The organism is Micrococcus sp. KRD077, from assembly GCF_017168505.1.
In the GTDB taxonomy this organism is placed as follows: Bacteria; Actinomycetota; Actinomycetes; order Actinomycetales; family Micrococcaceae; genus Micrococcus; species Micrococcus luteus.
The window spans coordinates 40,480-65,280 of record NZ_JABFAZ010000034.1 but is presented as its reverse complement, the minus strand read 5'-3'; the positions used below and the strand labels follow the sequence as shown (position 1 = coordinate 65,280).

Here is a 24,801-nt window from a genome sequence, read left to right as displayed (position 1 = left end):
CATCGTGGTGATGTCCCTTTCGAGAGTGCTCTGGAAGGTTCGCTCGAAGGCTCCCACGGTGACCGCGTCCGTGCAGGGGACGGTGTCGGTGACCGGGGAGGGTTACACCACTATCAGGGACTCAACTCCGGGCGTGCTTGCGGTGCCCGAGCGTGAGTGGGAGCAGGCCCGGTTGCGGGCCGGGGTGATCGGTCGCCTGGCCGAGCACGATCCAGTGGGACTGGCTGCCGTCGACGAAGCCGCGATGGAGCTGGGGATCTCCCGGCGCCGGGTGTACGTGCTGCTGGAGCGGTACCGGCGGGGCTCGGGCCTGGTCACTGATCTTGTCCCCCGGCGATCGGATGGTGGCAAGGGTGGGGGCCGGCTGACGGAGCCAGTGGAGCAGATCATCCGTGAGCTGGTGTGCCAGCGGTACTTGACCCGGCAGAAGCGCAGCATTGCCTCCCTGCATCGGGAGATCACGCGGGCCTGCGCCGTGCAGGGGCTGCCGGCTCCGGCACGGAACACGGTGGCCGCGCGGATCGCTCGGATGAATCCGGTCGAGGTGGGCCGGCGGCGCGAGGGGGCCGAGAGCGTCCGGCCGTTGCAATCGGCCGGGGACGAGGTTCCGGTAGTCGAGTCGATCCTGGACCAGGTGCAGATCGATCACACGGTCATGGATCTGATCGTGGTCGATGACCGTGACCGTCAGCCGATCGGACGGCCGTATCTGACGGTGGCCATCGACGTGTGCAGTCGGTGTCTGGTTGGAATGGTGGTGACCTTGGAGCCGCCCTCGGCGGTGTCGGTGGGGTTGTGCCTGGCCCATGCGGCCGGTGACAAGCGGCCCTGGCTGGAGCGGCTCGGAATCGACGCGGCCTGGCCGATGAGTGGCAAGCCGAAGGCCCTGTATGTGGACAATGCTCGGGAGTTCAAGAGCGAAGCGCTCACCCGCGGGTGCGACCAGCACGGTATCAGCCTCGACTACCGCCCGCTGGGCCGGCCGCATTACGGCGGGATCGTCGAGCGGGTCATCGGCACGGCCATGCGACAGATCCACGAGCTGCCGGGGACCACGTTTTCGAACCCAGTCGAGCGTGGAGCGTACGACGCCGAGAAGATGGCCGCACTGACGATTGCCGAGTTGGAGCGGTGGCTGGTGTTGGCTGTGGCGACCTACCACGACACGGTGCACTCCACGCTGGGCCAGACCCCGGCCGGACGGTGGGTCGAGTCGGTCGCAGCGACCAGTACCCCGATGACGACGGCCAACCCAACGGCGTTCTTAGTGGACTTTCTGCCCGTGTTCCGCCGCAAGCTCACGCGCACCGGGTTTGTTCTGGACCATGTCCACTATTTCGCCAATGCGCTCAAGCCGTGGATCGCACGCCGCGAGGCCCTGGAGCGGTTCCTCATCCGGCGGGATCCGCGCGATATCAGCCGCATCTGGGTGCTGGACCCCGAGGGCACCGCGTACATCGAGGTCCCGTATCGGGCGTTGTCGAACCCGGCGGTCAGCGTGTGGGAGCACCGGCAGGCTCTGGCCCGGCTGCGCGAGCGTGGGGCCACCGAAGTCGACGAGTCGGGCCTGTTCCGGATGATCGAGCAGATGCGCACCATCTCCGAGACCGCCCAGAAGACCACCAAGCGCACCCGCCGCGAGAGGCAACGCCGCACCCAGACCGGGACGACCACTACGAGGCCGACGCCCCCGGTGCCGGAACCACCGGTCGTACCAACGGACTTGGATGTGGTGGCCCGGTTCGGGGAGATCGAGCAATGGTGAATGCCAACGAGTACGAGCCGCTGGAGCTGTCCCACTTGCACCCGGCCGCGCAGCCGGTGGCGCGATTGCCGGCGGCCGAGCGGGTCCAGCGGATCCGCGCGGACCGCTGGATCGGCTACCCGAAGGCGGTCGAGGCCGTCGAGCGTCTGGAGACCATGCTCGGCTGGCCGGCGAAGCAGCGCATGCCCAACCTGCTACTGGTGGGCCCGACAAACAACGGCAAGTCGATGATCATCGAGCGCTTCCGCCGGCAGCACCCGCCCAGCTCCGAACCGGACCGGGAGCAGGTCCCGGTGGTGTGCGTGCAGATGCCCTCGGAACCATCACCCTTGCGGTTCTACACCGCGATCCTGTCCGTCCTGGGCGCACCCCTGCGGCCCCGGCCTCGTCTGGTGGAGCTCGAACGCCTCGCCTTGTCCCTGCTGCGCGAGGTCGGGGCGCGGATGCTGGTCGTTGATGAGCTGCACAACGTGCTGGCCGGTCGCGGGGACACCCGTCGGGAGTTCCTGAACCTACTGCGGTTTCTGGGCAACGAACTGCGCATCCCGCTGGTCGGGGTCGGCACCCGCGAGGCCTACCTGGCGGTGCGCTCCGATGACCAGTTGGAGAACCGCTTCGAACCCTTCGTGCTCCCGCTCTGGGAGGCCGACGACCAGGCGAGATCCCTGCTGGCCAGCTTCGCCGCCTCCTTCCCCCTCCGGAAACCATCGGTGATCGACACCGAGGACATGGCCCGCTACCTGCTGGCCCGCAGCGAGGGCACCATCGGGGAGCTGGCCCACCTGCTGACCGCGGCCGCGGTGGCCGCCGTCGAGTCCGGCCTCGAGGCCATCGACCACCGGACCCTGACGATGGCTAACTACACCGGGCCGACCGAACGCCGCCGGGTCTTCGAACGCGAGCTGCTGTGAGCACTCGGTGGCCGGTGCACCCGGCCCCGGTCACCGGTGAGGCACTCACCTCCTGGCTGCGCCGGATAGCCCACCGCTACGGGGCCGAGGTCGAGGACCTCGTTCTCGATACCGGGTTCTGCATCTCCCGCCCCGGGGACCTGGACGTGGCCGCCCCGGAGGAATTCATCAACCAGCTAGCCGGCCGCACCAGAACCGGAACCGACACCATACGGGCCATGACTCTCGGCGGGCAGACCCCCTGGCTGCTGGACCAACTCGAGCCAGCGGCGGAGGCCTACACCACCTATACCCGCCAGCTGGCGGTACTGCTGCCCCGGGGAAGGAGACGCGACCGTACCGTGGAGGACTGGCGGGCCTGGTTGCCCACGGATGCCGGCTGGCAACACCGGGCCTGTCCGCGCTGCACCATGGAATCCACCCCTCCCTGCCCCTACCAACTGGCGTGGCTGGTGCCCCTAATGCTCTCCTGCCCCGTCCACCACTGCCGACTCGAACGCCACAACGGCCCGGTGGGCTACCACGACTTCTGGCACGTCTCGCCGGGTAGGCCCGAGCCGCGACCGGTCGGGGCGGCGATCCGGAGCATGGACCAGCGGACCTGGCAGGCCCTGACCACAGGATCCGTCGCCCTTCCCCGACACCGGGTGCACGCAGGCCTCTGGTTCCGACTACTCAGGACGCTGCTCGACGAGCTCGGCGCGACCATCATCGAATGCGGCGCACCCGGCCGGCTGACACGACAGGTGTGGGACCGCACCGGCCACCCGGTCCGCGCCGGACAGGGCCCGTGGCGCCCCTACGAGGAACTCTCCGATCAGCGCCAACTCCAGTCCCTGGAAGCCGCCGCCACCGCGATACACCTGTTCGAAACCCGGGCCATGACCTGCCCCGGACGCGAAGCCGAGGTGTTCCTGCCCCAACCGGACATTTCCCGCGACCCCGGCAGCACCGAACAAACCACGGACCCCACCGCCATCCGTTGGCAGGAGATCAAAAAGAACTTTCAGGCCGTCGTCGAGGAAGCCCGGACCACCCCCGAGACCGCCCGCCAACTCTTCAACTTCTGCACGATGTACCGCCGCGACAACGACGAAGTGATCCAAGGCGTCCGGAGCAATTTCACCGAGCTCGGCATCCCTTCGGACTACCTGTCACCATAGCTGCGCCGTGACCGTCTGCGAGACGTAGAATAAATGACCGGTTACGTGACAATATTTCTCAACATCTCGCTCTGCGGGCCTCGTGTCACATAAACGATCGAATAAATGACAGGGGTGGTGGGCGGTGCTCGTGGGGTACATGCGGGTGTCTAAGGCTGACGGCTCCCAGGCCACCGACCTGCAACGCGACGCCCTGCTCGAAGCCGGCGTGGAACCGGAGGCTCTGTACGAGGACAAGGCCTCCGGCAAGAGCGATGACCGTCCCCATCTGGCCGCGTGCCTGAAAGCGCTGCGGGCCGGGGATACCCTGCTGGTGTGGAAGCTGGACCGACTCGGCCGGGACCTGCGCCACCTGGTCAACATCGTGCACGAGCTCACCGAGCGGGGCGTGGGCCTGAAGGTGCTCACCGGCCAGGGGGCGGCGATTGACACCACGACCGCCTCCGGCAAGCTGGTGTTCGGGATCTTCGCCGCCCTGGCCGAGTTCGAACGCGAGCTGATCTCCGAACGCACCAAGGCCGGCCTGGCCTCGGCCCGGGCCCGAGGCCGCAAGGGCGGCCGGCCCTACAAGATGACCCCGGCCAAGATCCGCCTGGCGATGGCCTCGATGGGGAACAAGGACACCAACGTCGGTGCCCTGTGTAAGGAACTGGGCATCACCCGCCAGACCCTCTACCGCCACGTCTCACCCACCGGGGAACTGCGCGAAGCCGGACAGAAGGTGCTGGCCCAACGCCGATGACCACCGCGGGCTGCGGAGCTGTGTGCCGCCGATGGTGACCCACCCGGGGGCGTGTCGTATGACGTGCCGTCGCGGGACGGACCACCGGACGGGTCATGCGGGATGTCCCTAGTGGCGTGCCACTGTTCATCCATGTCGGCTGCGGGTGTGTCCGGTGGGGGGTTCCTCCTGCGGACGCGTCTATTGCTCAACCAGCCCCACTGGGTCAGTGGTGGGTGGGGTGTTCGTGGTGGGCGTGGGCGGCGGGTTCGAGTTGGAAGGTGGAGTGGTCGATCGCCACGTCGAAGTGCTCGGCGACGCAGTGTTGGAGCTGGTCCAGGATCTGGGGGGCGTGCCCGTCGTGGAAGCAGTGGTCCTCGACGACGACGTGGGCGCTGAGCACGGGGACCCCGGTGGCGATCTGGGAGGCGTGCAGGTCGTGCACGGACACCACGTGCGGCACCGCTTCAAGGTGGTCCCGAACCTCGGCGAGGTCCAGGTCCCGGGGGGTGGATTCGAGCAGGATGTGCGCGGCCTCGGCCAGGATCTTCAGGGTGCGGGGCACAATCAACACGGCGATGAGCATCCCGGCCACGGCGTCGGCCTGCGCCCAGCCGGTGGTGGCGATGACCAGGGCGCTGGCGATCACGGCCACCGAGCCCAGCGCATCGTTGAGGACCTCCAGGAACGCGGCGCGCATGTTCAGGTTGGCCCCGCGGCCGGAGCCGAGGACGGCCAGCGAGGCGAGGTTACCGGCCAAGCCGAGGATCCCGAACAGCAGCAGAGGGCCGGAGGCTACCTCGGGCGGGGCGAACAGTCGCTGCAGGCCCTCGATGAAGGCGTAGAGACCCACGGCCAGCAGGATGGCGGCCTGGGCCAGGGCGGCCAACACCTCGGCGCGCAGGAACCCCCAGGTGCGCCGGGCCGTGGGCGGCCGGGCCATCAGGGTGGAGGCCAGCAGAGCCATCAGCAACCCGCCAGCGTCGGTGAGCATGTGCGCCGCGTCCACCAGTAGGGCCAGGCTGCCGGTGATCAGCGCCCCGGCCACCTCGGCCAGCAGCACCGCCGTGGTGATGGCGAAAGCGACCGCCAGCCGCCAGCGGTGCGCCGGCGAGGCGTGGTGGTGTGCACCCATTAACTGTGTCCTCCTTCTCCGGGACCGGGCTCAGGCCGCGGCGGGGCCGTCGGGGCCCGGGGTGCCGGAGTGTGGGCAGAGCTCGACCGCGTGCCCGGTGACCGTCAGCAGCCGCTCGGCGGCGGCCAGCACCTGAAGCAGCTCGGGCTCGGCGGCCAGGGCGTACAGCGAGGCCCGGCCCACCGGCCGGGAGGCCACCAACCCGCAGCCGGCCAGGCAGGCCAGGTGCGCACTGACCGTGGACTGGGCCAACCCGAGGTGCTCGGTCAGCTCGCGCACCTTGTGCTCCCCGGTGGCCAGGTGCCGCAGGATCGCCAACCGGGTGGGGTCGGAGAACCCGTGGAACAGCGCCGCCGCCGGGCCCAGGCCCGCCGCCGGGGACACCCCCGGCTCCTTAATCATCGTCATACGACGATGATAGCGCCTTCAGTCGATAATGGCGAGGTCGCGCCCCAGGACCGGTCAGAAGCCGGTGAAGGCGGGGAGGAACTGGACGAAGACCGAGCCGGCGACGGCGACGTAGGCGACGGCGATGAGGGTCCCGGCCCAGCCGGTGGCGAACCGGACCACCCCCGGCGGGGCGGGGATCACGCCGTGGGCGAGGTTGCGGGCGGTGAGCAGGAGGAACAGGGGGATCATGGCCGCCCAGACGATCATGCAGTACAAGCAGAGGATGTAGATCTCGTACAGGGCCTGGAACCACAGCCAGGCCACGAACCCTATCCCGAGGGTGACCCCGGCCTGCAGCCCGAGCCAGTACCCGCGGCCGGGCCGGGCCCCGGAGAGCACGACCATCGCGGTGGAGATCACCACGGCGAAGGCGACGATGCCGATCAGCGGGTTGGGGAAGCCGAACAGCTCGGACTGCCAGGTGCCCATGACCCGTCCGCAGGACACCCAGGGGTTGATGTCACAGCTGGTGGTGTGGCCGGGGTTCTCGTAGAGGGCGAGGCGTTCGAGGACCAGGGTCGCCGAGGCGATCCAGCCGACGGCGCCGGTGACGAGCAGCACCAGGCCGAAGGCCCGGCGCCCGGTGAACCACGCCGGGGCCGGCGCCGGGCCGGCTGCCGATACTGGGGAGGCGGCGCTCGGGGCGGTGGGCTCGGTGAGCCGGTCGGTCATGGGAAGTCCTTTGCTCTCGGTCCTCTGCTCTGGCCCGGGTGGCCGCGGATGGTCCGGGCGGTCAGTCCTGGGTGGCGGCCTCGACGGCGGCGGTGAACTCTTCCAGGCTGTTCACGGTGAGCGGCTCACCGTCGAGGTAGAAGGTCGGGGTCCCGGCCACGCCCAGGGCGGTGCCGTCGGCCACGTCCAGCTCGACCCGGTCCCGGGTGGCCGGGTCGGCCACCGCGGCATCGTAGGCGGCCATGTCCAGGCCCAACTCTTCGGCGTAGGCCCGGAAGACCGGGCTGCGGTCCTCCGTGGTGTGGCTCCACTCGGTCTGGGTCTCGAACATCTTCTGGTACATCGACTCGTAGGCGCCCTGCTGGGCAGCGGCCTCCACGGCGATGGCCGCGGTGACCGAGTTCGGGTGGCCCGGCAGCGGGAAGTACCGGTGCACGAAGGTCACGGTGTCCGCATACTCGGCGCGCAGGTCCTCCACGAAGGGGTAAGCCGCCGCGCAGGCCTCGCACTCGAAGTCCAGGAACTCCACCAGCACGGCCTTCTCATTGGGGGCCTGCGAGAGCACCCGGCTATTCTCCCGCACCAACTGACCGGCAGACCCAGTCGACTGCCCGGTGGACTGGGCGGTGGACTGGTTGGGGTCCTGCTGCTGGGCGGTGGCGGTCCCGCGGGCCACAAGGTAACCGATGAGGGCGGCGGCCACGACCAGGCCCAGCAGCACCCAGACCACGATCTTGGCCCGGCGCTGCCGGGACGGGGTGGGAGAAGACGGGGTGGAAGCGGTGGGGTCAGGGGAAGTCACGAGCGGTCCAATCCGCCCACCCTAGCCCGTGTCAGTCCTCGTCCGCGCGGGGCGCCGAGGCCGCCGGCAGCGAGGTGGCCACGACGCCGCGGGAGACGAGGTCCGCGGCCCGGCGGCAGGCACGGCTGCGACGGGCGTCCCCGGGGACGTTGGCCAGCTGGTCCAGCACGTCGATGACCTGCCGCGCCCAGCGGACGAAGTCGCCCGCGGCGAGGTCCGCGCCCTCGAGGGTGCGGCGCAGGGTGGCCCCCCGCACCCAGCGATGCATGGGCGCCACCAGGCCGGGGTCCGTCCGGGGCGTGGGCTCGAGCCGTGCCTGGGCCTCGTCCGTGCGCAGGCGCTCCTCGATGCGCTCGGCGGCCTCTGCGACGCGTGCGAGCCGGGGGGTCGGCATCGGGACCAGTCCGGGCTCGGTCTCCCCCTTGCCCTGGTACACGAGCAGCGCGGCGACGGCGGCCCACTCCTCCGGCGTCAGGCCGTCCGTGGCCGGATCCTGCAGCACCAGGGAGGTGAACAGGTCCCGCTCGCCGTAGATCCGGCGCAGGGCCTCGCCGCGCTCCGTGAGCGCCGCACGGGGCGAGGACGCGTCCTCCTGGACGTAGCCGTAGGCGCGCAGCAGACCGACCACGCGGTCGAACGTGCGGGCGATGGTGTTGGTGCGGCCCGCGATGCGTTCCCGCAGGACGAAGACCTCCCGCCGCATGGCCCACCAGCGGTCGCCCCAGCGGGCGTGCTCCTCGCGGTCCTGGCAGCCGTGGCACGGGTGGCGGCGCAGCGCCCGGCGCAGCTCCTCGACCCGGGGTGCGGCCGGGTCCTCCCGGAGGCGGAAGCCCGCCGTGCGGCGGCCTCCGGCGGGCGGGCGGCCCGTGCGCACGGCCTCGCGCATGAGGGCGGCGACGTCCTTGCGCTGCGTGGGCGTCTTCACCTGCACCACCTGGGGCAGGGCGGCGCCCGCCACCGGCTCGACCGGCCCGGCGACGTCGTCCACCGTGATGCGGCGCAGCTGCGCCTTGTCCGTGACGACGCCGACGCGCGGATTCTGGGGGTTGCCGGCGGGGAACACGACGACGGCCCGGCCGAGTGAGCGGCCGGCATCGAGCTCGACGACGTCCCCGACCGCGAGGTTCGCGAGCGAGTCCTTCACGGCGGCCAGGTGGGCTCGACGGCGTCCCTGCGAGCCGGACTTCTCCGCGGCCGCGAGCTCCTTGCGCAGGGTGAGGTACTCGGCGAAGTCGCCGAGGTGACACTGCATGGCCTCCTCGTACTTCTCGAGGCTGGCCTGCTTCGAACGGAGCTCGCGGGCCAGGCCCACCACGGAGCGGTCCGCCTGGAACTGGGCGAACGAGGACTCGAGGATGCCCCGCGCCTGCTCCGCGCCGACCTGTGCCAGCAGATTCGCGGACATGTTGTAGGTGGGCCGGAACGAGGAGCGCAGCGGGTACGTGCGGCGCGAGGCCAGGCGCGCGACGGCGGCCGGGTCCAGCCCGGGACGCCACATCACCACGGCGTGGCCCTCGACGTCGATGCCGCGGCGGCCCGCCCGGCCCGTCAGCTGGGTGTATTCCCCCGGCGTGATGTCGACGTGGTTCTCGCCGTTGAACTTGACCAGCTTCTCGATCACCACGGAGCGGGCCGGCATGTTGATGCCGAGGGCGAGGGTCTCCGTGGCGAACACGGCCTTGAGCGCGCCGGCGGTGAACAGGTCCTCGACGGCCTCCTTGAACGGGGGCAGCATGCCGGCGTGGTGGGCCGCGAAGCCCCGGGACAGGCCGTCCCGCCACGCCCAGAACCCGAGGATCTCCAGGTCCTCGACGGGCAGCAGGCGCGCCGCCTCCTCGACCCGCTCGGCCACGAGCGCCTTCTCCCGCGCCGTGGTGAGGTCGAGCCCGGCCCGCAGGCACTGCTCCACGGCGGCGTCGCAGCCGGTCCGCGAGAAGATGAAGGTGATGCATGGCAGCAGCCCGTCGCGGTCGAGGACCCGGATCATCTCCGGACGCGACGTGGACAGCCGCGGTCCGCGCCGCTGGCCGCCGTCGTGACCGCCCGGCCGACCGGAGACCGGCCGCTCCCGGTCCAGCGCGGAGGAGCCGTTCCGGCCCCGGCCGCCGTCGCGAGTCGTGCGTCGGCCGCCCCTGACCCGGCCCTTCGGGCCGCCCCCGCGCCCGTCGCGGTGCTGCTGCCGCCCGGGCCGTCCCCAGTCCGCGCGCTGGAACCGGCGCTCGGTCTCCTCCCCCAGGCGCTTGAGCTCGGGGTTGAGCAGGGCCTCCCCGTCCCGGTCCGCGGCGTCCTCGAAGGCGATGTCCTCGGCGAACAGGTCGTAGAGCCGGCCCCCGGCCATGACGTGCTGCCACAGCGGCACCGGCCGGTGTTCGGAGACGATCACGGTGGTGGCGCCCCGGACCGTGTCGAGCCAGGCGCCGAACTCCTCGGCGTTGGACACCGTGGCGGACAGGGAGATCAGCTGCACGTGCTCGGGCAGGTGGATGATGACCTCCTCCCACACCGGGCCCCGGAACCGGTCGGCGAGGTAGTGGACCTCGTCCATGACGACGAAGCCGAGGTCGATGAGGGTGTCCGACTGCGCGTACAGCATGTTGCGCAGCACCTCGGTGGTCATCACGACGACGGGCGCATCCGGGTTGACGGAGGTGTCCCCCGTGAGCAGGCCGACGTTCTCCGCACCGTGCACGCGGGCGAGGTCCGCGTGCTTCTGGTTGCTGAGGGCCTTGATGGGGGTGGTGTAGAACGCCTTCGTGCCGCGGGCCAGGGCCAGGTGGACGGCGAACTCGCCGACCACCGTCTTGCCGGCGCCGGTGGGCGCCGCGACGAGGACGCCGTGGCCGTCCTCCACCTCGGCGCACGCGCGGCGCTGGAAGTCGTCGAGGGGGAAGCCCACGCGTGCGGCGAACCGGCCGAGCTCGGAGCCGGCGTGGTGCCGGGCCGCCCGGGCACGGGCGTAGCGCTCCGCCGGGCTCAGCTCGGGCTCGTCGTGCGGGGTCGCGGACGCGGGATGGTGGGCCATGGCCCCACCCTACTGGCGGGTCCGGACACCGTCGTGCTCGTGCGTCCGGGCGGGAGGGCTGCGGCGGGCGCCGCTCAGATCTGATCGAGCGGCTTCGGGCCTGCGGCGAGCTCCGCCTCGACGTCCATCTCACGCTGGCCCTGCCGACGGTCGCGACGCCGGTCGCCCCACAGACACAGGACGATGGCCACGCCGAAGAGGACGACGAGCGGGATCGCCATGTAGAACATGGAGATGGCGTCCGCACCGGGGGCGGCGATCGCGGCGATCAGCATGATCACGAAGACGGTGATGCGCCAGTGGTGGACGATCGTGCGGCCCGGCAGGATGCCGAGCATGTTCAGTCCCACCAGCAGCACCGGCAGGACCATGGCCACGCCGAACGCGAGGTAGAGACGCGTGACGAAGCTGATGTACACCGACGCCGTCGGGAGGTTCGCGCCGCCCTCGGGAGTGAAGCCCACGAAGAACTGGACGGCCTGCGGCATCACGAGCCACCCCAGCGCGATACCGAACACGAACAGGGGCACGGCCGCGGCGATGAAGCCCAGGGCGTACTTCTTCTCGGTCTTCTTCAGTCCCGGCACGATGAATGCCCAGATCTGGTAGAGCCAGACCGGGCTGGACAAGATGAGCCCGATGAACATGCTGACCTTGAGCATGAGGTCGAACGGCGAGGCCACCGTGTCATAGGCGACGGCCGCCGTGTGTCCCTGGCTGGCGATCTCCTTGACCGGGCGGAACAGCTCCGCCATGACCGGCTGGTAGACGAGGAAGCCGATCACCATGCCGACCGCGACGGCGAGCGCCGACTTCAGCAGTCGGTTGCGCAGCTCCGTGAGGTGCTCGCGCAGCGGCATCTCGCCGGTGGGGTTGTCCCGCCGCTTCCGGCGGCGCCGGGTGCGGCGGGCGACCTCGTCGACCTCGGTCATCGGGTGGGGGTCCTTCCGGCTCAGCGCGGGTCGCGCGGGTCGGTCTCGTCACGCTCGACGACGCGGCCCTCGACCGGCTCGTCCGCGGCGGTGGAGCCGGCGCCGGAGCGCTCGTCCGTGGTGCCCTTGCCCTCGGTGCGCATCTGCTTCACCTCGGAGGAGAAGATGCGCATCGACTGGCCGAGGTTGCGGGCCATCGCGGGCAGCTTCGGCGCCGCGAAGAGCAGGATCGCGAGCAGGATGATGATGACGAGCTGCCAGCCCTGGAGTCCAGCCATGATGAAGGGTCCTTTCGATGGGGTTCCGGGGTCCAGGCTACCGCGCCGGCAGGGCCGCGAGGGCATCGCCCAGCGCGTCCGCCACGGACGTCCGGAGGTCGGCGGGGGCCAGCACCTCGACGGCGCCGCCGTGGCGTCCGACCAGCGCGGCCGCCACGGCGGCGTCGGTCAGATGCACCCGGGTGAGCCGGTCGCCGTCGGGCAGGTCGGCCTGGGCGTCCGGGCGGTAGCCGGCGGCCGCGTCGCGGACGGGATGGGCCCAGCGCAGCAGCACCGGCACCCCCGCAGTGTCGTCGGGATGGACCCGCCAGCGCGCGGGCCGAGCCCGGGGCGCGAACGTCTCCCCCGTGGGTGCGGGCGCGCTGATCCGGTCCACCCGGAACACCCGGTGGTCCTCGGCGCGACGGCACCACGCCTGCAGGTAGAGGCGCGCCCCGTCCTGCACGAGGGCCAGCGGCTCCACGTCCCGCTCGGTGAGGGCATCGGCATGCACGGAGCGGTAGGTCAGATGGACGACGGCCCGCTCCGCCACGGCGGCCAGCAGGGTGCGCACCGTCGCGGGGTCCACGGCCACGTCCCAGTGGGCGGCGACGGCGACCGGGGGCTCGCCGGCGGTGTGCGCCTCGGCCTCCCGGAGGGCGGCGTCGTCCGCGTCGTCCGCATCCGGGGCCCCCGCGTCCAGGACCGCGGCGCGGATCCGGCGCTGGGCGGAGCGAGCGGCCTCGCGGTCGGCCTCGTCCAGCACCGGCAGGTCCGCGACCGTCTGCAGGGCGGCGACGAGGCTGTGCGCCTCGGGGCGCGTCAGCCGCACGGGACCGGCCAGGTCGGCGGCGCGCTCCACGTGGACGCGGCCACCGACCTCCGCCACCTCGAACTGGAAGCCGGGGAAGTCCCGCTCGGGCATGCCGCAGTAGCGCAGCGTCTCGAGGTCGGCGTCGAGGCGCTCGTCGGTGATGCCGAGGCGGGCGCGCAGCTCCGCCCGGTCCACCCCACCGGCCCGGTTGGCCAGCCCCACGATGTCCAGCAGGCGGCCCACGAGGTCCTCGCTCGAGTCGCGGGCGCGACGTCGGACGGGCGCGGCGAGCGGGACCTCGAGCAGGGCCGGGTCGGCGGGGCCGGCGTGGGCCTCCGCCGCGGCGGCCAGGCCCGCGCGGACGCGGTCGGTCAGGTCCGGGTGCGCGGCGGAGGGCACGGCCCGGCCCAGCAGGCCGCCGATCTCCGCGGCGAGGCCGTCCTCGCGCGGCCCGGCGGGGGCCTCCCAGAGCTCCCAGTCGGGCCCCGGTGCGGCGCCGTCCTCGACCCGGGGCTCGGCGGGCTCACCGACCGCGCGGACGCCCTGACCCCGGCCGGGCGCGAGCCACACCCGGACCCGCTCGGCGTCGGCCTGCCCGGCCAGGCGCGCCACGAGGCCGGCGTGGTCGTGGTCCTCGGGACGGCCGGGGGCGTCCGTCGCCCGCTCGACGCGGCGCGGCTCCCCCTCCATCCGGGTGAGCCGGAAGCTGCGCTCGGCGCCGCGGTCGAGGTCCCAGCCGGTGAGGTACCAGCGGCCGCGCACGAGGGTGAGGTACCAGGCCCGCACGGTGCGCCGGGTGGCCCGCCCCCGCGCGTCGCGGTAGGGGAAGCGCAGCACGGCCTCGTCGGCCACGGCCTGGGTGAGGGCCTCGAGCCGGGGGTCGGCCCGGGGCATGAGGGTGTGGTACCCGGCCAGCTCGTCATCGCCCGTGAGGTCGGTGGCCGGCTGGAACAGCAGGCCCACGGCGCGGACGACGTCGGCGCGCAGCGGCGAGTCGCCCCACAGGCGCCGCGCCCGCACGAGGGCGCGGCGCTCGTCCACGGTCAGGTCGAGGTCGCGCAGCAGCAGCGCGTCGCGGACGACGCGGTGCCGCACCCCCGCCTCGCCCTCGTCTAAGCCCGCGGGTTCGAGGGTCTCCAGCGGGACCCCCACGGCGCGCAGCACGCGGCGGTCCCGCTGGAAGAGCTTCTCGAAAGCGGTGTCCGTGAGCCCCTCATAGCCGACGACCTGCCGTCGGATCCGGTCACGCTCGAGGCCGTGCGGCGCCGAGAGCAGCAGCCACAGCAGCGAGATGATGCGCTCGGCGGCCTCGTCGCCGGCGCGCCGCGGGGCGGGTGGGGTCGGGTCACGGGGCCCGGGGTCAGTCGACCGAGACGAGGTCGCAGACGAAGATGAGCGTCTCGTTCGGCCCGATCGCGGAGCCGGCGCCGCGGGCGCCGTAGCCCAGGTGCGGCGGGATCTCGAGGCGGCGGCGGCCGCCGACCTTCATGCCGAGCAGGCCCTGGTCCCAGCCGGCGATGACCTGGCCGACGCCGACGGTCAGGGGCAGCGGGGTGCCGCGGTTCCACGAGGCGTCGAACTCCTCGCCGGTGGACCAGGCCACGCCCACGTAGTGGACCTGCACGCGGGAGCCGGCCTCGACGGCCGGGCCGGAGCCCTCGATCAGGTCCTCCACCACGAGCTCGGTGGGCGGGGTCTCGCCCGGGAAGTCGATCTCGGGCTTGGTGCGGTCGTAGTCGCGCTGTCCGAAGGACACGGTGCTCTCCTCTGGGGTTCTCGTGGACGGGGTCAGTTGGCCGACGGGGTGGCGGACGCCTGGGCGTCCAGGATGTCCACCACGAACAGCAGGGGCTCGTTCTCGCCGATGTCCGGCGGGCTGCCCTGCTCACCGTAGGCCTTCTCGGCCGGGATCGACAGGAGGACGCGCGAGCCCACCTTCTGGCCGGCCAGACCCTCCTTCCAGCCCTCGATGACCCGGTTGAGGGAGAACGTGATCGCCTGGCCCGTCTCCCAGGACGAGTCGAAGACCTCGCCGTCGGACCACGTCACGCCCTCGTACTGCACGGTCACGGTGTCGTCCGCCCCGACCTCGTGGCCCTCGCCCTCGATCAGGGGCTGGACCACCAGCTCCTGGGGCGCCTCGCCGTCGGGCTTCGCGATGCTCGGCCGACCGCTCTGCTCGTCCACGGTGACGTCGGGCAGGCGCTCGTCCCGCTCGGTCACCTCCTCGCCCTCGGCCTGCTTCGGCAGGATGGCGTCGATCTTGTAGACGAACAGCTGGGCGGGCTGCGTCTGGGTGGAGGGGGAGGCGCTCGGCGACGCGCTCTCGGTCTGCGGGACGGAGACGTCGTACTCGGGGCTGTACGCGGCGACGATCGTGCCGGCGCCGCTGCCCACCAGCATCTCGTGGATCTCCGGGTTCATGGACTTGAGCTGGTCGTCCACGGGCACGGCCTCCGGTTCGCCGCTGAAGTTCTCGGCGACCACCTCGCCGCTGGCCGGATCGACGACGGCGATCGACATCTTCAGGACGTCGCCCTCCTGCACCTGCTCCCCCTCGCCGGCGGTCAGCACGCGCGTGGTGGGCTGGTCGGTGTCGATCTCCCCGTCGATCTCGACCGTCGGCGCCCCGCCGTCGCCCTCCGTGAAGGTGACACCCGTCAGGGCGTCCGGCTCCCCCTGGCCCTCGCCGACGGCCGCCCGCTCGGGGGCGGCCGACGTGGAGGCCGACGCGGTGTCGCTGTGGGGCTGGTCCGCGCCGTCGTCGCCGGTGGCGCAGGCGGTGGCCAGCATCAGGCCCGCGGCGCCGAGGGACAGCAGCGGCAGCAGGCGGCGACGGCGGCGGGCCGTCGGGGGCTGGGGGGTCTCGAACGAACTCATGCGGGTCACCCTAACGGCGCGTCCTGGGCGTGCGCTGTCAGGCGATTCGCCCGAACAGCCGGTCGACGGCGGCCGACGACGTGTCGAACGGGTCCTTCGTCACGATCGCGTGCAGCGGATGGTCGGTGAGCTTCAGGGTCGTCCAGTCGACGGCGTAGTCCAGGCCGCGCTCCCGGGCGCGGGCCACGAAGTCCGCGCGCACGCGGGCCCGGGTGGTGGGCGGGGCGGTCTCGACGGCGGACCGGGCGGCGTCCTCGGGCAGCAGGCGGGCGACGGCGCCGCGCCGGAGCAGCAGGCGGAACAGCCCCCGGTCGGGGTCGATGTCGTGGAAGGCCAGGTCCAGCTGGGCGAGGCGGGGCGCGTCCCAGCCCAGGTCGTGGCGCGCCCGGTAGTCCTCCAGCAGGCGCAGCTTGATCGCCCAGTCGATGCGGTCCTCGATGCGGGACCGGTCACCGGTGCGGACGGCGTCGAGCACCTCGCCCCACAGGGTGAGGACCTCCCCCACCCGGTCGTGGTGGGCGCCCTCCGCGGCGACGAAGGTGCGGGCCCGCTCGAGGTAGTGCTCCTGCAGCTCGAGCGCGGAGGCCTCCCCCTCCCGGAGCGCGATGCGGGCCGTGCCGGTGAGGTCGTGGGAGATCTGCCGCACCGCACGGGTGGGGTGGGCGACGACGCGGTCCCCGAGCGGGAAGCCCGCCTCGATCATCCGCAGCAGCAGGTCGGTGGCGCCGAAGCGCAGCAGGTGGGTGTGCTCGGAGAGGTTCGTGTCCCCCACGATCACGTGGAGGCGCCGGTACTCGGAGGCGTCCGCGTGCGGCTCGTCCCGCGTGTTGATGATCGGCCGGGACCGCGTGGTGGAGGAGGACACGCCGTCCTGCACGAAGTCGGCGCGCTGGGAGAACGCGAAGTGGGCCGGGCCCTCGCCCTCGGGCCACGTGCCGGCGGGCACGACGCGGCCCGCGCCCACGAGGATCTGCCGGCAGACGAGGAACGGGACGAGCGCCTCGGTGAGCCGCCGGTACTCGGTGCGCCGGCGCAGCAGGTAGTTCTCGTGGGAGCCGTAGGAACTGCCCGAGGAGTCGGCGTTGTTGCGGTAGAGGTGGATCCGGCCGCCGACCCCGTCCGTGGCCATGCGCTCCTCGGCCTGGACCACGAGGTCGTGCAGCAGCAGGTCCCCCGCCCCGTCCGAGGCGATGAGCTCGTCGAGCGTCGAGCACTCGGCGGTCGCGTACTCGGGGTGGGAGCCGACGTCGAGATAGAGCCGGGAGCCGTTGGCCACGAACACGTTCGAGGACCGCCCCCACTCGACGACGGGCCGGAAGAGGTAGCGGACGACCTCTTCGGGGCTGAGCGCGCGCCCCTCCGGGTTCCAGTGCTGGACGCCGTACTCCGTCTCCAGGCCGAAGATCCGGCGGGCGCGGTCCGCGTCGGTCACTGGCCGCCCTTCTGGACGAAGCCCTTGACGAACTCCTCGGCGTTGGACTCCAGCACCGAGTCGATCTCGTCCAGCAGGCTGTCCAGGCGCTGGTCCTGGGCCGCGGGCTTCACGTGCGCCTGGCCCGCCGCGGCGCCGGTCTCGTCGTCGCCGCCGGACGGGCGTGGGCGGATCTGCTCCTGGGACATGGTGGCCTCCTCGTGCGTCGACGCGGGTCGGTGTGCTCCGTCCGCGTCCACCCATCCTGCCCCACGCGCGGGCCACGTTTCAGCCCCACGCCCCCGGGTTGCCCCGCGCTGGCAGGATGGGGGCATGCGCCTGTGGACCCTTCACCCCCGCCACCTCGACCGTCAGGGCCTGACGGGCGCCTGGCGCGAGGCCCTGCTCGCGCAGGCCGTCCTGGCCGGCCGCACGCGCGGGTATCGGGACCACCCGCAGCTGCTGAGGTTCCGGGAGCACCCGGACCCGTCCGGCGCGATCGGTGCGTTCCTCTCCGGCCTCGAGGCCGAGGCCACGGCGCGCGGCTATCGCTTCGACCACTCCCGGATCGACCGGCCGTGCCCCGCCCCCGACGGCGCGGTGCGCATCCCGCCCGCCGGTCTCGCACCGATCCCGGCCACCACGGGCCAGCGCGACCTGGAGTGGCGTCACCTGTGCGCCAAGCTGGCCGCGCGCAGCCCCGCCTGGCTCGAACGGTGGTCGGACACGCCCGTCCCCGACGTGCACCCGCTGTTCACGATCGTCCCGGGGCCGGTCGCCTCCTGGGAGCGCGCCTGAGGGCGGGCCACGGTCGGGCCCGGTCTGGCACCGTGGGGGCATGATCCGCGACGAGAGCATCGAGAGCTATCTGGGGCGCCTCGCCTCCGGCGAGCCCACCCCCGGCGGCGGCGCGACGGGCGCGCTCGCGGTCGCCGAGGGCGCCGGACTGCTGGCCATGGCGGCCCGGTTCAGCGCGGCCGAGGAGGACGCCCGGGCATCGGAGGGCCTGATCGCGGCGTGCCTCGGCCTCGCCGACGGCGACGAGCGGGGCTTCGGCGCCGTGGCCGAGGCGTTCGGGCTGCCCCGCGACACCCTGGAGGACCGGGCCCGGCGCTCGGCCGCGATCCAGGCCGCCCTGGCCGAGGCCGTCCAGCCGCCCCGCGGGATCGTCGACGTCGCCGAGCGTGCGCTGGACCTGGCCGAGCGTGTGCTGGACGCGGCGAACCCGAACGTGCTCTCCGACGTCGGTGCGGCGCTCGGCTGCGTCCGGGGCGGCCTCACCGCCGCCGCGGTGACCCTCGAGACCAACCTGGGCCCCCTCCGCGACGAGGGCCTGGAGGGCATCGTGCGCACCGACGTCGACCGGGCGGACCGTCTCGTCGCGCGGGCGGACGCCCTGCTGGGCCGCGTGCGCGCGGCCGTCACGGGCTGAGCGCCCGCCCTCGCCTCAGGCCCGCGCGCCGAACAGCGGCGGCAGCGTGGCCACGAGCGCCTCGTCGTCGGGCCGGGGCGCGGCGGCGTCCTCCCACCAGCCGGGCAGGTCCACGGCGGCGCCGACCAGCGGCTCGGCCAGGTGCAGCCGGTGCACCCGCTCCCCCGCCCCGCGCAGCAGCAGCGTCTCCCACGCGGCGCCGGCCACGCGGTCACCGTGGCGGCCCACGAGGTTGCCGCGGGTCCACGCGCGGGTGGCCCGCGGCGGCGTGGCGACGGCGGCACGGATCTCCGCCTCGTCGGCGAGCGTCCGGAGGGCGCCGGCGGCCACGAGGCGGCGGTGCAGGGAGCGGGCCGGGCGCAGGTCGGCGTACTGCAGGTCCACCATCGCGAGGCGGGGGTCGGTCCAGTCCGCGCCCGTGCGGGCCCGCAGGCCCTCGAGGACGCGCAGCTTGGCCGCCCAGTCGGCACGGTCGCTCAGGGACAGCGGATCCGCGGTGGCGTCGTCGAGGTCGATGGCCCAGGCCTCCAGCACCTCGCGCGTCTGCGGATCCGTCACCCCGAAGGCGGCGCAGTGGGCGCGGGCCGCGTCCAGGTAGGACCGCAGGATCTGCAGCCCGGTCCAGTGCCGGCGCACGGGGCCGTCCGCGGTGCGTTCGAGCAGCGGCACCGTGGCCCGCAGGCCCGGGTCGTGGCTGATCGTCTGCAACGCGGCCACCGGGTCGTCCAGGGTGAGCCGGGGCGCGGTCCCGGCCTCGGCCATCGCGAGGACGAGCGCGGTCATGCCCATCCGCAGCCACGTGGCGTGCTGGCTCAGCGTCGCGTCGCCGATGATCACGTGGAGCCGGCGGTAGGCCTCGGGACGGGCGTGCGGCTCATCCCGCGTGTTGACGATCGGCCGGTGGATCGTGGTCTCCAGCCCCACGGGCTCCTCGAAGTAGTCGGCCCGCTGGGACAGCTGGAAGCCCGGCCGCTCCCCCGCCGGGCCGAGTCCCACGCGGCCCGCGCCCACGAGCACCTGCCGTGCCGCGAAGAACGGCAGCAGGACGGCGGTGAGCTCCTCGAAGTCGAGGGACCGGGCCACGAGGTAGTTCTCGTGCGCGCCGTAGGACTGGCCCTTGCCGTCCACGTTGTTCTTGTAGACCAGCACCTCCGGGGCGCCGTCGGCCTGGCCGATGTGCTCGGCCGCCGCCTGGGCGACCAGGTCCCCGGCGGCGTCCCAGACCATGGCATCCCGCGGGGTGGTCGTCTCCGGCGACGAGTACTCCGGGTGGGCGTGGTCCACGTACCAGCGCGCGCCGTTGGCCAGCACGGTGGACAGCAGCAGGTGCACGGGCTCCCCGTCCGGGCCCACGAGCGCCTCGTCGGTCAGCTGCGAGGGATGCGCCGCCGAACGAGGCAGCCGCCAGCCGCGCGCGTCCACGAGCGGCGACTCCCCCGTGTAGTCCCACTCCGTGCCGGCCACCGTCGAGCCGGACCGGGTGACCAGGTCCGCGTACGCGTTCACGAGCTCGACCGAGAGCACGCTGTGGTGCGCCCCCGGGTTGGCCGGCGCGTGGATGCCGAACTCGGTCTCCGTGCCCATCACCCGGTGCACGCCCCAGCCGGCGGCGTCCCGCCCGTTCGGGGGCACGGCCGCGCCGTGGAACAGCCGGCGCTGGCCCTCGAAGGCGGGGGTCGGGCCGACGTCGACGGCGACGGCCCGGGTGAAGCCGTCCGCGGCCCCGCGGCCGAACGCGCTCATGCCCCGACCCCCCGGACCATGCGCAGCGAGCGCAGCCGAGGACCGCGCCAGCCGGAGGTGCGCGCCCACTCGGCGGGCGCGACCGTGGCCAGCAGGTCCGTCTGGTCCTCCAGCACCGCGGCCACGGCCTCGCGCAGGTGGCCCTCGCGGACGCCGAGCGCGGCCGGGGCCTGGCCGGCGGCCAGGTAGTCGCGCACCGCGTGCCGCTTGGCGCGGTCCACGACGTCGGCCACCACGGCGCCCGAGACGAGGTCGGCCAGGTGCAGGGCGTGGGTCGTGCCGGACACGTCCGTCAGCTCCGCCAGCGCGGTGTCCGCGCCGCGGTCGTAGAGGGCGGCGACCGTCCGGGCGATGAGCGTCGCGCGGGCCGCGTCCGCGGAGCCGGCCGCGACGACGTCGTCGGCGTGCAGGGGCACGTCTACGGTGAGGTGCTTGGCCATGATCTCCGCGGCGCCGTCGGCGTCGGGACGGTCCACGCGGATCTTCACGTCCAGTCGGCCGGGGCGGAGCACGGCCGGGTCGATCATGTCCTCGCGGTTGGAGGCGCCGATGACGATCACGTTCTCGAGGGCCTCGACGCCGTCGATCTCGGTGAGCAGCTGCGGGACGATCGTGGTCTCCACGTCCGAGGAGACGCCGGAGCCGCGCGTGCGGAACAGCGACTCCATCTCGTCGAAGAAGATGACCACGGGGAAGCCGGCGTCGGCCTTCTCGCGGGCCCGGTCGAAGATGACGCGGATCTGCCGCTCGGTCTCGCCCACGTACTTGTTCAGCAGCTCGGGTCCCTTGACGTTGAGGAAGAACGAGCGCTCGCCGTCCGCGCTGCGGGCCGAGAGGGCGTTGGCCACGGCCTTGGCGAGCATGGTCTTGCCGGTGCCGGGCGGGCCGTACAGCATGATCCCCTTGGGGGCGCGCAGGCCGTGCTCGCGGTAGACCTCGGGGTGCAGGAACGGGATCTCGACGGCCTCGCGGATCCGGTCGATCTGCGGGCCGAGGCCGCCGATGTCCTCGAACGTGACGTCCGGGACCTCTTCCAGCAGCACCTCGTCCACCTCGGACAGCTCGACCCGCCGCAGCGCCCATTCGACGCGGGCGTCCACGGTGACGGCGTCCCCGTGGCGCAGGTCGACGCCCTCCAGCGCGGGCGCGCGCCGCACCACGCGCTCCTCGTCCGCCGTGCCGGCCAGGACGAGGCCGCCGTCGGGCAGCGCCTCCTTGACGCGCAGCAGCTGACCCGACCCCGTGCCCGGGGCGACGCCGACGATCGAGCTGGACTCGTCCAGCAGCACCTGGGCGCCGGGGGTGAGGCGGGCGGCGTCGAGCAGCGGGGAGACCGTCACGCGCAGCCGCCGGCCGTTCTGCACGACGTCCGCTCCCCCGCGCACCACGGCGCCGGTCTCCACGCCCTCCTCGGGCTCGCGCGGGGCGTGGACGGCCTCGAGGGTGGCGAAGGTGAACGGCGGATGCGTGACGGCGTCCAGGTTCTCCTTGAGCGTCGTGATCTCGGCGCGCGTGGCCTCGAGCAGCTCGACCATGCGCCGGTTGTTGCGGGCGGCCGTCTGCGTCTGGGCCTCGGCCGCCCGACGGCGTTCGCTCAGGCCGGCGGCGTGCCGCTGGGCGGACTGCAGCTGGTGCCGCAGCCGTTCGGCCTCGGCCTGGGATTGCCGCAGCAGCTCCCGCGCCTCGGCGAGGCGCTGCTCGGCGTGCTCCGTGCCTGATTGCGCGTGGTGGTCCACCGGTGCTCCGTCCACTCAGTCCTGCTCCCCGGTCGGGGTCCTCCCACCGTACGCGTCCACGCCCTGCTCGGCGGCGCGTGACCGCGCGGCCATGAGGCGGGCCTCCTTCGCCGCCTTGCGCGCCTTCTTGTCTGTGATCGGCCGTTCGCCGAGGGCCTCGGGCGTCCACCGGGCCTCGTCGGCCGGCTGCCAGGCCTCGACGTCCTCGGCTCTGAACTCGGAGACCTTGGAGCGCTTCTTCAGGCGCAGCGCCTCCTCGCCCGAGGCCAGGCGGCGGGCCGTGAGGAGGAAGCCGGTGTGCGCGACCATGCGGTGGTCGGGGCGCACGGCGAGCCCGTCCAGGTGCCAGCCGCGCACGAGGGTCTCGTTGGCCTCGACCTGCGTGAAGCGGCCCGAGTCCCGGATGGCCTCGGCCACGCGGGAGAGCTGGGTGGCGGTGGCCACGTAGTTCAGCCACACACCGCCGGGGGCCAGGACCTCGGCGACGGCGTCGAGGCATTCCCAGGGGGCCAGCATGTCCAGGACCACCCGGTCCACGGAGCCCGGCTCGTGGACCTTGGGCATCTCCTCCTGCGCGTCGCCGAGGTGCACCGACCAGGCGGGGTGCTCGGCGCCGAAGAAGGCCTCCACATTGGCCCGGGCGACGTCCGCGAACTCCGGGCGGCGCTCGTAGGAGTGCAGGCGACCGTGGTCGCCCACGGCGCGCAGCAGGGACATGGACAGGGCGCCGGAGCCCACGCCGGCCTCGACCACGACGGCGCCCGGGAAGATGTCCGCCTGCTGCACGATCTGCGCCGCGTCCTTCGGGTAGACCACCGTGGCGCTGCGGGGCATGGACAGGACGAAGTCGTTCAGCAGGGGGCGCAGCACCTGGTACGGCTGGCCGGCCGAGTTCTCGACCACGACGCCCTCGAAGCCGCCGATCAGGTCGTCGTGCCGCAGCACGCCCTGGTAGCTGTGGAACTCCCCGCCGGGCAGCAGGGTGATCGTGTTGAGGCGGCCCTTCGCGTCCTTGATCTGCACGCGCTGGCCGGCCCGCAGGGGGCCGCGGCGCGCGCTCACGCCGGTGGGTTCGGTCATGGGGGGCTCCTTCGGTTCAGGGACGCCGCGTCGCGTCGACGGCGGCGAGGATCGTCTCGCGGGGCACCACGGAGCGCACGAGGCCGTGCGCGTCGGTCAGCACCCACACGGGGGTCTGGGGGTCGGCCAGGCGGGCGGCCAGGCCGGGACCGGCGGCGGGGACGTCGTCGCGGACGAGCACGGCCTCCGGGGCCAGCGCGACGGCGACCGCGGCCAGGGCGATGGTCGTGCGGCGCGCCGGGGTCAGGCCCGCCGCGGCCGTGAGGTCCAGCACGCCGCGGGGCCGACCGGCCCCGTCCACGGCCACGACGGCGCGGCGGCCGCCGTCCGCCTGGGCCAGGGCCTCGGCGACGCTGAGGTGCTCGGGCAGGGCGATGGCGGGCGCCTCGACCTGCTCGAGCCGCAGGGTCTCCAGCCGGCGGCTCCAGCGCCCGTGGCGCACGGCGTCGTCCGCGCCCCGCCACAGCGTGAGGGCGACCCAGGCCGCCAGGACGACGACGAACAGGTCCGGCGCGCGGCCTGCGAGGGTCGGGGGGCCGAGCACCGCCGCGAGGACGCCCACCGCGACGACGCGCCCGGCCCAGCCGGCCGCCTCGACGCCACGGGCCCGGGAGCCGGTGGCGGCCCAGACGGCGGACTCGACCATGCGGCCGCCGTCGAGCGGGGTGCCCGGCAGCGCGTTGAACGCGGCCAGGAGGAGGTTGGCCCACACCGTGACCTCGAGCAGCAGGGCGGGGACGGACGGGCCGGCCACGGCGCGGGCCGCCAGGTGGGCGAGGCCCGCGAGCACGAGGTTCGCGGCGGGGCCGGCCATCGCGGTGAGCACCGTGTCCAGCGGTCGGGCGGACGGGCTGCGGAACTGGGTGTGCCCGCCCCACAGGGTGAGCGCGATCTCCTCGGTGCGCTGGCCGAAGGCGCGGCCGGTGAGGGCGTGGGCGGCCTCGTGGACCAGGACGGAGAGCGCCAGGAGCACGGCGTACCCCAGGGCCACCCCGTAGGCGCCGCCGCCGATCGAGGGCAGCGCGCGCTGGATCTGCGGGCCGAACGCGAGGGTGATGGCCGCTGCGATCAGGAGCCAGGACCAGGACAGGCGCACCGGCGCGCCGGCGATCGTGCCCAGCCGGACGGAGGCGGGCCCGCTCATCCGGCCCCGTCCGCCCCGGGCCCGCGCGCGGCGGCGATCCGACGGACCGCGGCGAGGTCGGCCGGCGTGCGGCCGGCAAGCGTCGTCCACTCGACGGTCGCGAGCCCCGCCGGCAGCGGCAGCACGCTGGGCACGCCGACCGTCGGCAGGCCCGCGGCCACGGCCGCGCCGACGCCCACCGGGGAGTCCTCGACCGCCACACAGTCGGCGGCCGTCAGCCCCGGTGTCCGCTCGGCCAGCAGCTGCAGGCCCAGCCGGTACGCCTCCGGGTCGGGCTTGCCCCGGGAGACCATGTCCCCCGAGACGACGACGTCCAGCGTGCCCGCCGGCGCCCGCTCGGCCAGTGCGCGGGCCAGTGGGGCATGGGACATCGTCACGAGGGCGCCCGGCACGCCGGCCTCGGCGAGCGCGACGAGCAGCTCCCGGGCACCCGGCCGCCATGGCACCCCACGGACGACCCCCTGGACGACCTCGTCCATCGTCAGGTCGATGATCCGCTGCACGGGCAGGTCCAGCCCGGCCTCCTGCAGGCGGCGCGCTCCCTCGTCGAGGGGGCGTCCCACGAGGGAGGCGGCCAGGTCATCCGACCAGGTGCCGCCGTGCTCGACCACCAGGCGGCGCTGGACGGCGTTCCACAGGGGCTCCGTGTCCACGAGGGTGCCGTCCATGTCCCACAGGACGGCGCGTGGCAGGCGGCGGGCACGGTCGTCCGGGGCGGGCGCGGGGTGGCG

At 73.4% G+C, this 24,801-nt stretch carries 23 protein-coding genes; 6 read left to right on the top strand and 17 right to left on the bottom strand.

Annotated elements, in window-relative coordinates; genetic code table 11:
- From J1M39_RS08950 to J1M39_RS08935, 4 genes are all read left to right on the top strand, one after another.
- A partial coding sequence (locus J1M39_RS08950; protein WP_446740326.1) for a Mu transposase C-terminal domain-containing protein occupies positions 1 to 1,765 on the top strand: 1,765 nt, incomplete at its 5' end.
- A complete protein-coding gene (locus tag J1M39_RS08945; RefSeq protein WP_049147597.1) occupies positions 1,759 to 2,676 on the top strand; it encodes a TniB family NTP-binding protein in 918 nt (305 codons plus the stop codon). The genes J1M39_RS08950 and J1M39_RS08945, both read left to right, overlap by 7 nt.
- Positions 2,673 to 3,839 carry a TniQ family protein gene (locus tag J1M39_RS08940; protein ID WP_080695849.1) on the top strand — a complete coding sequence of 389 codons (1,167 nt, stop codon included), beginning with the start codon at positions 2,673 to 2,675 and terminating at the stop codon, positions 3,837 to 3,839. Before J1M39_RS08945 ends, J1M39_RS08940 begins: the two co-directional genes overlap by 4 nt.
- A gap of 124 nt (positions 3,840 to 3,963) precedes the next feature.
- Positions 3,964 to 4,581, top strand: a complete 618-nt coding sequence (locus J1M39_RS08935) for a recombinase family protein (RefSeq protein WP_036313821.1) — start codon at positions 3,964 to 3,966, stop codon at positions 4,579 to 4,581.
- Between the two features lie 205 nt (positions 4,582 to 4,786).
- Here J1M39_RS08935 and J1M39_RS08930 read toward each other — a convergent pair whose 3' ends face one another.
- From J1M39_RS08930 to J1M39_RS08875, 12 genes are all read right to left on the bottom strand, one after another.
- Positions 4,787 to 5,695, bottom strand: coding sequence for a cation diffusion facilitator family transporter (locus tag J1M39_RS08930; protein WP_036313825.1), 909 nt, complete (start codon positions 5,693 to 5,695; stop codon positions 4,787 to 4,789).
- 30 nt (positions 5,696 to 5,725) lie between these two features.
- Positions 5,726 to 6,103, bottom strand: coding sequence for an ArsR/SmtB family transcription factor (locus J1M39_RS08925; RefSeq protein ID WP_036313828.1), 378 nt, complete (start codon positions 6,101 to 6,103; stop codon positions 5,726 to 5,728).
- 54 nt (positions 6,104 to 6,157) lie between these two features.
- Positions 6,158 to 6,817 carry a vitamin K epoxide reductase family protein gene (locus J1M39_RS08920; protein ID WP_036313831.1) on the bottom strand — a complete coding sequence of 220 codons (660 nt, stop codon included), beginning with the start codon at positions 6,815 to 6,817 and terminating at the stop codon, positions 6,158 to 6,160.
- A 61-nt stretch (positions 6,818 to 6,878) separates the two neighbouring features.
- A complete protein-coding gene (locus J1M39_RS08915; protein WP_036313834.1) occupies positions 6,879 to 7,619 on the bottom strand; it encodes a DsbA family protein in 741 nt (246 codons plus the stop codon).
- A 31-nt stretch (positions 7,620 to 7,650) separates the two neighbouring features.
- Positions 7,651 to 10,641, bottom strand: coding sequence for a DEAD/DEAH box helicase (locus J1M39_RS08910; RefSeq protein ID WP_144819786.1), 2,991 nt, complete (start codon positions 10,639 to 10,641; stop codon positions 7,651 to 7,653).
- A 74-nt stretch (positions 10,642 to 10,715) separates the two neighbouring features.
- Positions 10,716 to 11,573: a twin-arginine translocase subunit TatC gene (gene tatC, locus J1M39_RS08905; protein ID WP_135019377.1), complete on the bottom strand. Its 858-nt coding sequence runs from the start codon at positions 11,571 to 11,573 to the stop codon at positions 10,716 to 10,718.
- Between the two features lie 20 nt (positions 11,574 to 11,593).
- Entirely contained in the window at positions 11,594 to 11,851 is a 258-nt protein-coding gene (locus J1M39_RS08900) for a twin-arginine translocase TatA/TatE family subunit (protein ID WP_002855080.1), read from the bottom strand.
- 37 nt (positions 11,852 to 11,888) lie between these two features.
- Positions 11,889 to 13,808 carry a helix-turn-helix transcriptional regulator gene (locus tag J1M39_RS08895; protein WP_342356396.1) on the bottom strand — a complete coding sequence of 640 codons (1,920 nt, stop codon included), beginning with the start codon at positions 13,806 to 13,808 and terminating at the stop codon, positions 11,889 to 11,891.
- Positions 13,809 to 14,004: 196 nt separating this feature from the next.
- Positions 14,005 to 14,400 carry an FKBP-type peptidyl-prolyl cis-trans isomerase gene (locus tag J1M39_RS08890; RefSeq protein WP_010078659.1) on the bottom strand — a complete coding sequence of 132 codons (396 nt, stop codon included), beginning with the start codon at positions 14,398 to 14,400 and terminating at the stop codon, positions 14,005 to 14,007.
- Positions 14,401 to 14,432: 32 nt separating this feature from the next.
- Entirely contained in the window at positions 14,433 to 15,524 is a 1,092-nt protein-coding gene (locus tag J1M39_RS08885) for an FKBP-type peptidyl-prolyl cis-trans isomerase (protein WP_036336886.1), read from the bottom strand.
- Between the two features lie 37 nt (positions 15,525 to 15,561).
- Positions 15,562 to 16,956: a Pup--protein ligase gene (gene pafA / locus J1M39_RS08880; RefSeq protein ID WP_206496687.1), complete on the bottom strand. Its 1,395-nt coding sequence runs from the start codon at positions 16,954 to 16,956 to the stop codon at positions 15,562 to 15,564.
- Positions 16,953 to 17,144 carry a ubiquitin-like protein Pup gene (locus J1M39_RS08875; protein ID WP_036336876.1) on the bottom strand — a complete coding sequence of 64 codons (192 nt, stop codon included), beginning with the start codon at positions 17,142 to 17,144 and terminating at the stop codon, positions 16,953 to 16,955. The genes pafA and J1M39_RS08875 overlap by 4 nt, the downstream gene beginning before the upstream one ends.
- Positions 17,145 to 17,268: 124 nt before the next feature.
- On the opposite strand from J1M39_RS08875, the gene J1M39_RS08870 reads away from it, so the two are divergent.
- Positions 17,269 to 17,733, top strand: a complete 465-nt coding sequence (locus J1M39_RS08870) for a pyrimidine dimer DNA glycosylase/endonuclease V (protein WP_036336875.1) — start codon at positions 17,269 to 17,271, stop codon at positions 17,731 to 17,733.
- Between the two features lie 40 nt (positions 17,734 to 17,773).
- Positions 17,774 to 18,367 (top strand): cyclodeaminase/cyclohydrolase family protein, encoded by a 594-nt coding sequence (locus J1M39_RS08865; RefSeq protein WP_036336873.1) that lies wholly within the window; start codon positions 17,774 to 17,776, stop codon positions 18,365 to 18,367.
- Between the two features lie 15 nt (positions 18,368 to 18,382).
- Here the strand turns inward: J1M39_RS08865 and dop are convergent, their stop codons facing one another.
- The 5 genes from dop to J1M39_RS08840 form a co-directional block, all read right to left on the bottom strand.
- Positions 18,383 to 20,110, bottom strand: a complete 1,728-nt coding sequence (gene dop, locus J1M39_RS08860; RefSeq protein ID WP_061873144.1) for a depupylase/deamidase Dop — start codon at positions 20,108 to 20,110, stop codon at positions 18,383 to 18,385.
- Entirely contained in the window at positions 20,107 to 21,861 is a 1,755-nt protein-coding gene (gene arc / locus J1M39_RS08855) for a proteasome ATPase (protein WP_061867271.1), read from the bottom strand. Before arc ends, dop begins: the two co-directional genes overlap by 4 nt.
- Positions 21,862 to 22,926 carry a tRNA (adenine-N1)-methyltransferase gene (locus tag J1M39_RS08850; protein WP_095695726.1) on the bottom strand — a complete coding sequence of 355 codons (1,065 nt, stop codon included), beginning with the start codon at positions 22,924 to 22,926 and terminating at the stop codon, positions 21,862 to 21,864.
- 16 nt (positions 22,927 to 22,942) lie between these two features.
- Complete coding sequence (locus tag J1M39_RS08845; protein WP_095695725.1) at positions 22,943 to 24,070, bottom strand: site-2 protease family protein; 1,128 nt, start codon at positions 24,068 to 24,070, stop codon at positions 22,943 to 22,945.
- On the bottom strand, positions 24,067 to 24,801 hold a 735-nt coding region (locus J1M39_RS08840; protein WP_241253975.1), incomplete at its 5' end, for an HAD family hydrolase. The genes J1M39_RS08840 and J1M39_RS08845, both read right to left, overlap by 4 nt.

Bases quoted from the DNA above. Each gene is read 5' to 3' on its own strand.
- J1M39_RS08945 (WP_049147597.1), top strand. From the start codon at position 1,759: ATGGTGAATGCCAACGAGTACGAGCCGCTGGAGCTGTCCCACTTGCAC.
- J1M39_RS08930 (WP_036313825.1), bottom strand. From the start codon at position 5,695: ATGGGTGCACACCACCACGCCTCGCCGGCGCACCGCTGGCGGCTGGCG.
- J1M39_RS08925 (WP_036313828.1), bottom strand. From the start codon at position 6,103: ATGACGATGATTAAGGAGCCGGGGGTGTCCCCGGCGGCGGGCCTGGGC.
- J1M39_RS08920 (WP_036313831.1), bottom strand. From the start codon at position 6,817: ATGACCGACCGGCTCACCGAGCCCACCGCCCCGAGCGCCGCCTCCCCA.
- J1M39_RS08910 (WP_144819786.1), bottom strand. From the start codon at position 10,641: ATGGCCCACCATCCCGCGTCCGCGACCCCGCACGACGAGCCCGAGCTG.
- tatC (WP_135019377.1), bottom strand. From the start codon at position 11,573: ATGACCGAGGTCGACGAGGTCGCCCGCCGCACCCGGCGCCGCCGGAAG.
- J1M39_RS08900 (WP_002855080.1), bottom strand. From the start codon at position 11,851: ATGGCTGGACTCCAGGGCTGGCAGCTCGTCATCATCATCCTGCTCGCG.
- J1M39_RS08885 (WP_036336886.1), bottom strand. From the start codon at position 15,524: ATGAGTTCGTTCGAGACCCCCCAGCCCCCGACGGCCCGCCGCCGTCGC.
- J1M39_RS08875 (WP_036336876.1), bottom strand. From the start codon at position 17,144: ATGTCCCAGGAGCAGATCCGCCCACGCCCGTCCGGCGGCGACGACGAG.
- J1M39_RS08870 (WP_036336875.1), top strand. From the start codon at position 17,269: ATGCGCCTGTGGACCCTTCACCCCCGCCACCTCGACCGTCAGGGCCTG.
- J1M39_RS08865 (WP_036336873.1), top strand. From the start codon at position 17,774: ATGATCCGCGACGAGAGCATCGAGAGCTATCTGGGGCGCCTCGCCTCC.
- dop (WP_061873144.1), bottom strand. From the start codon at position 20,110: ATGAGCGCGTTCGGCCGCGGGGCCGCGGACGGCTTCACCCGGGCCGTC.
- J1M39_RS08850 (WP_095695726.1), bottom strand. From the start codon at position 22,926: ATGACCGAACCCACCGGCGTGAGCGCGCGCCGCGGCCCCCTGCGGGCC.
- J1M39_RS08845 (WP_095695725.1), bottom strand. From the start codon at position 24,070: ATGAGCGGGCCCGCCTCCGTCCGGCTGGGCACGATCGCCGGCGCGCCG.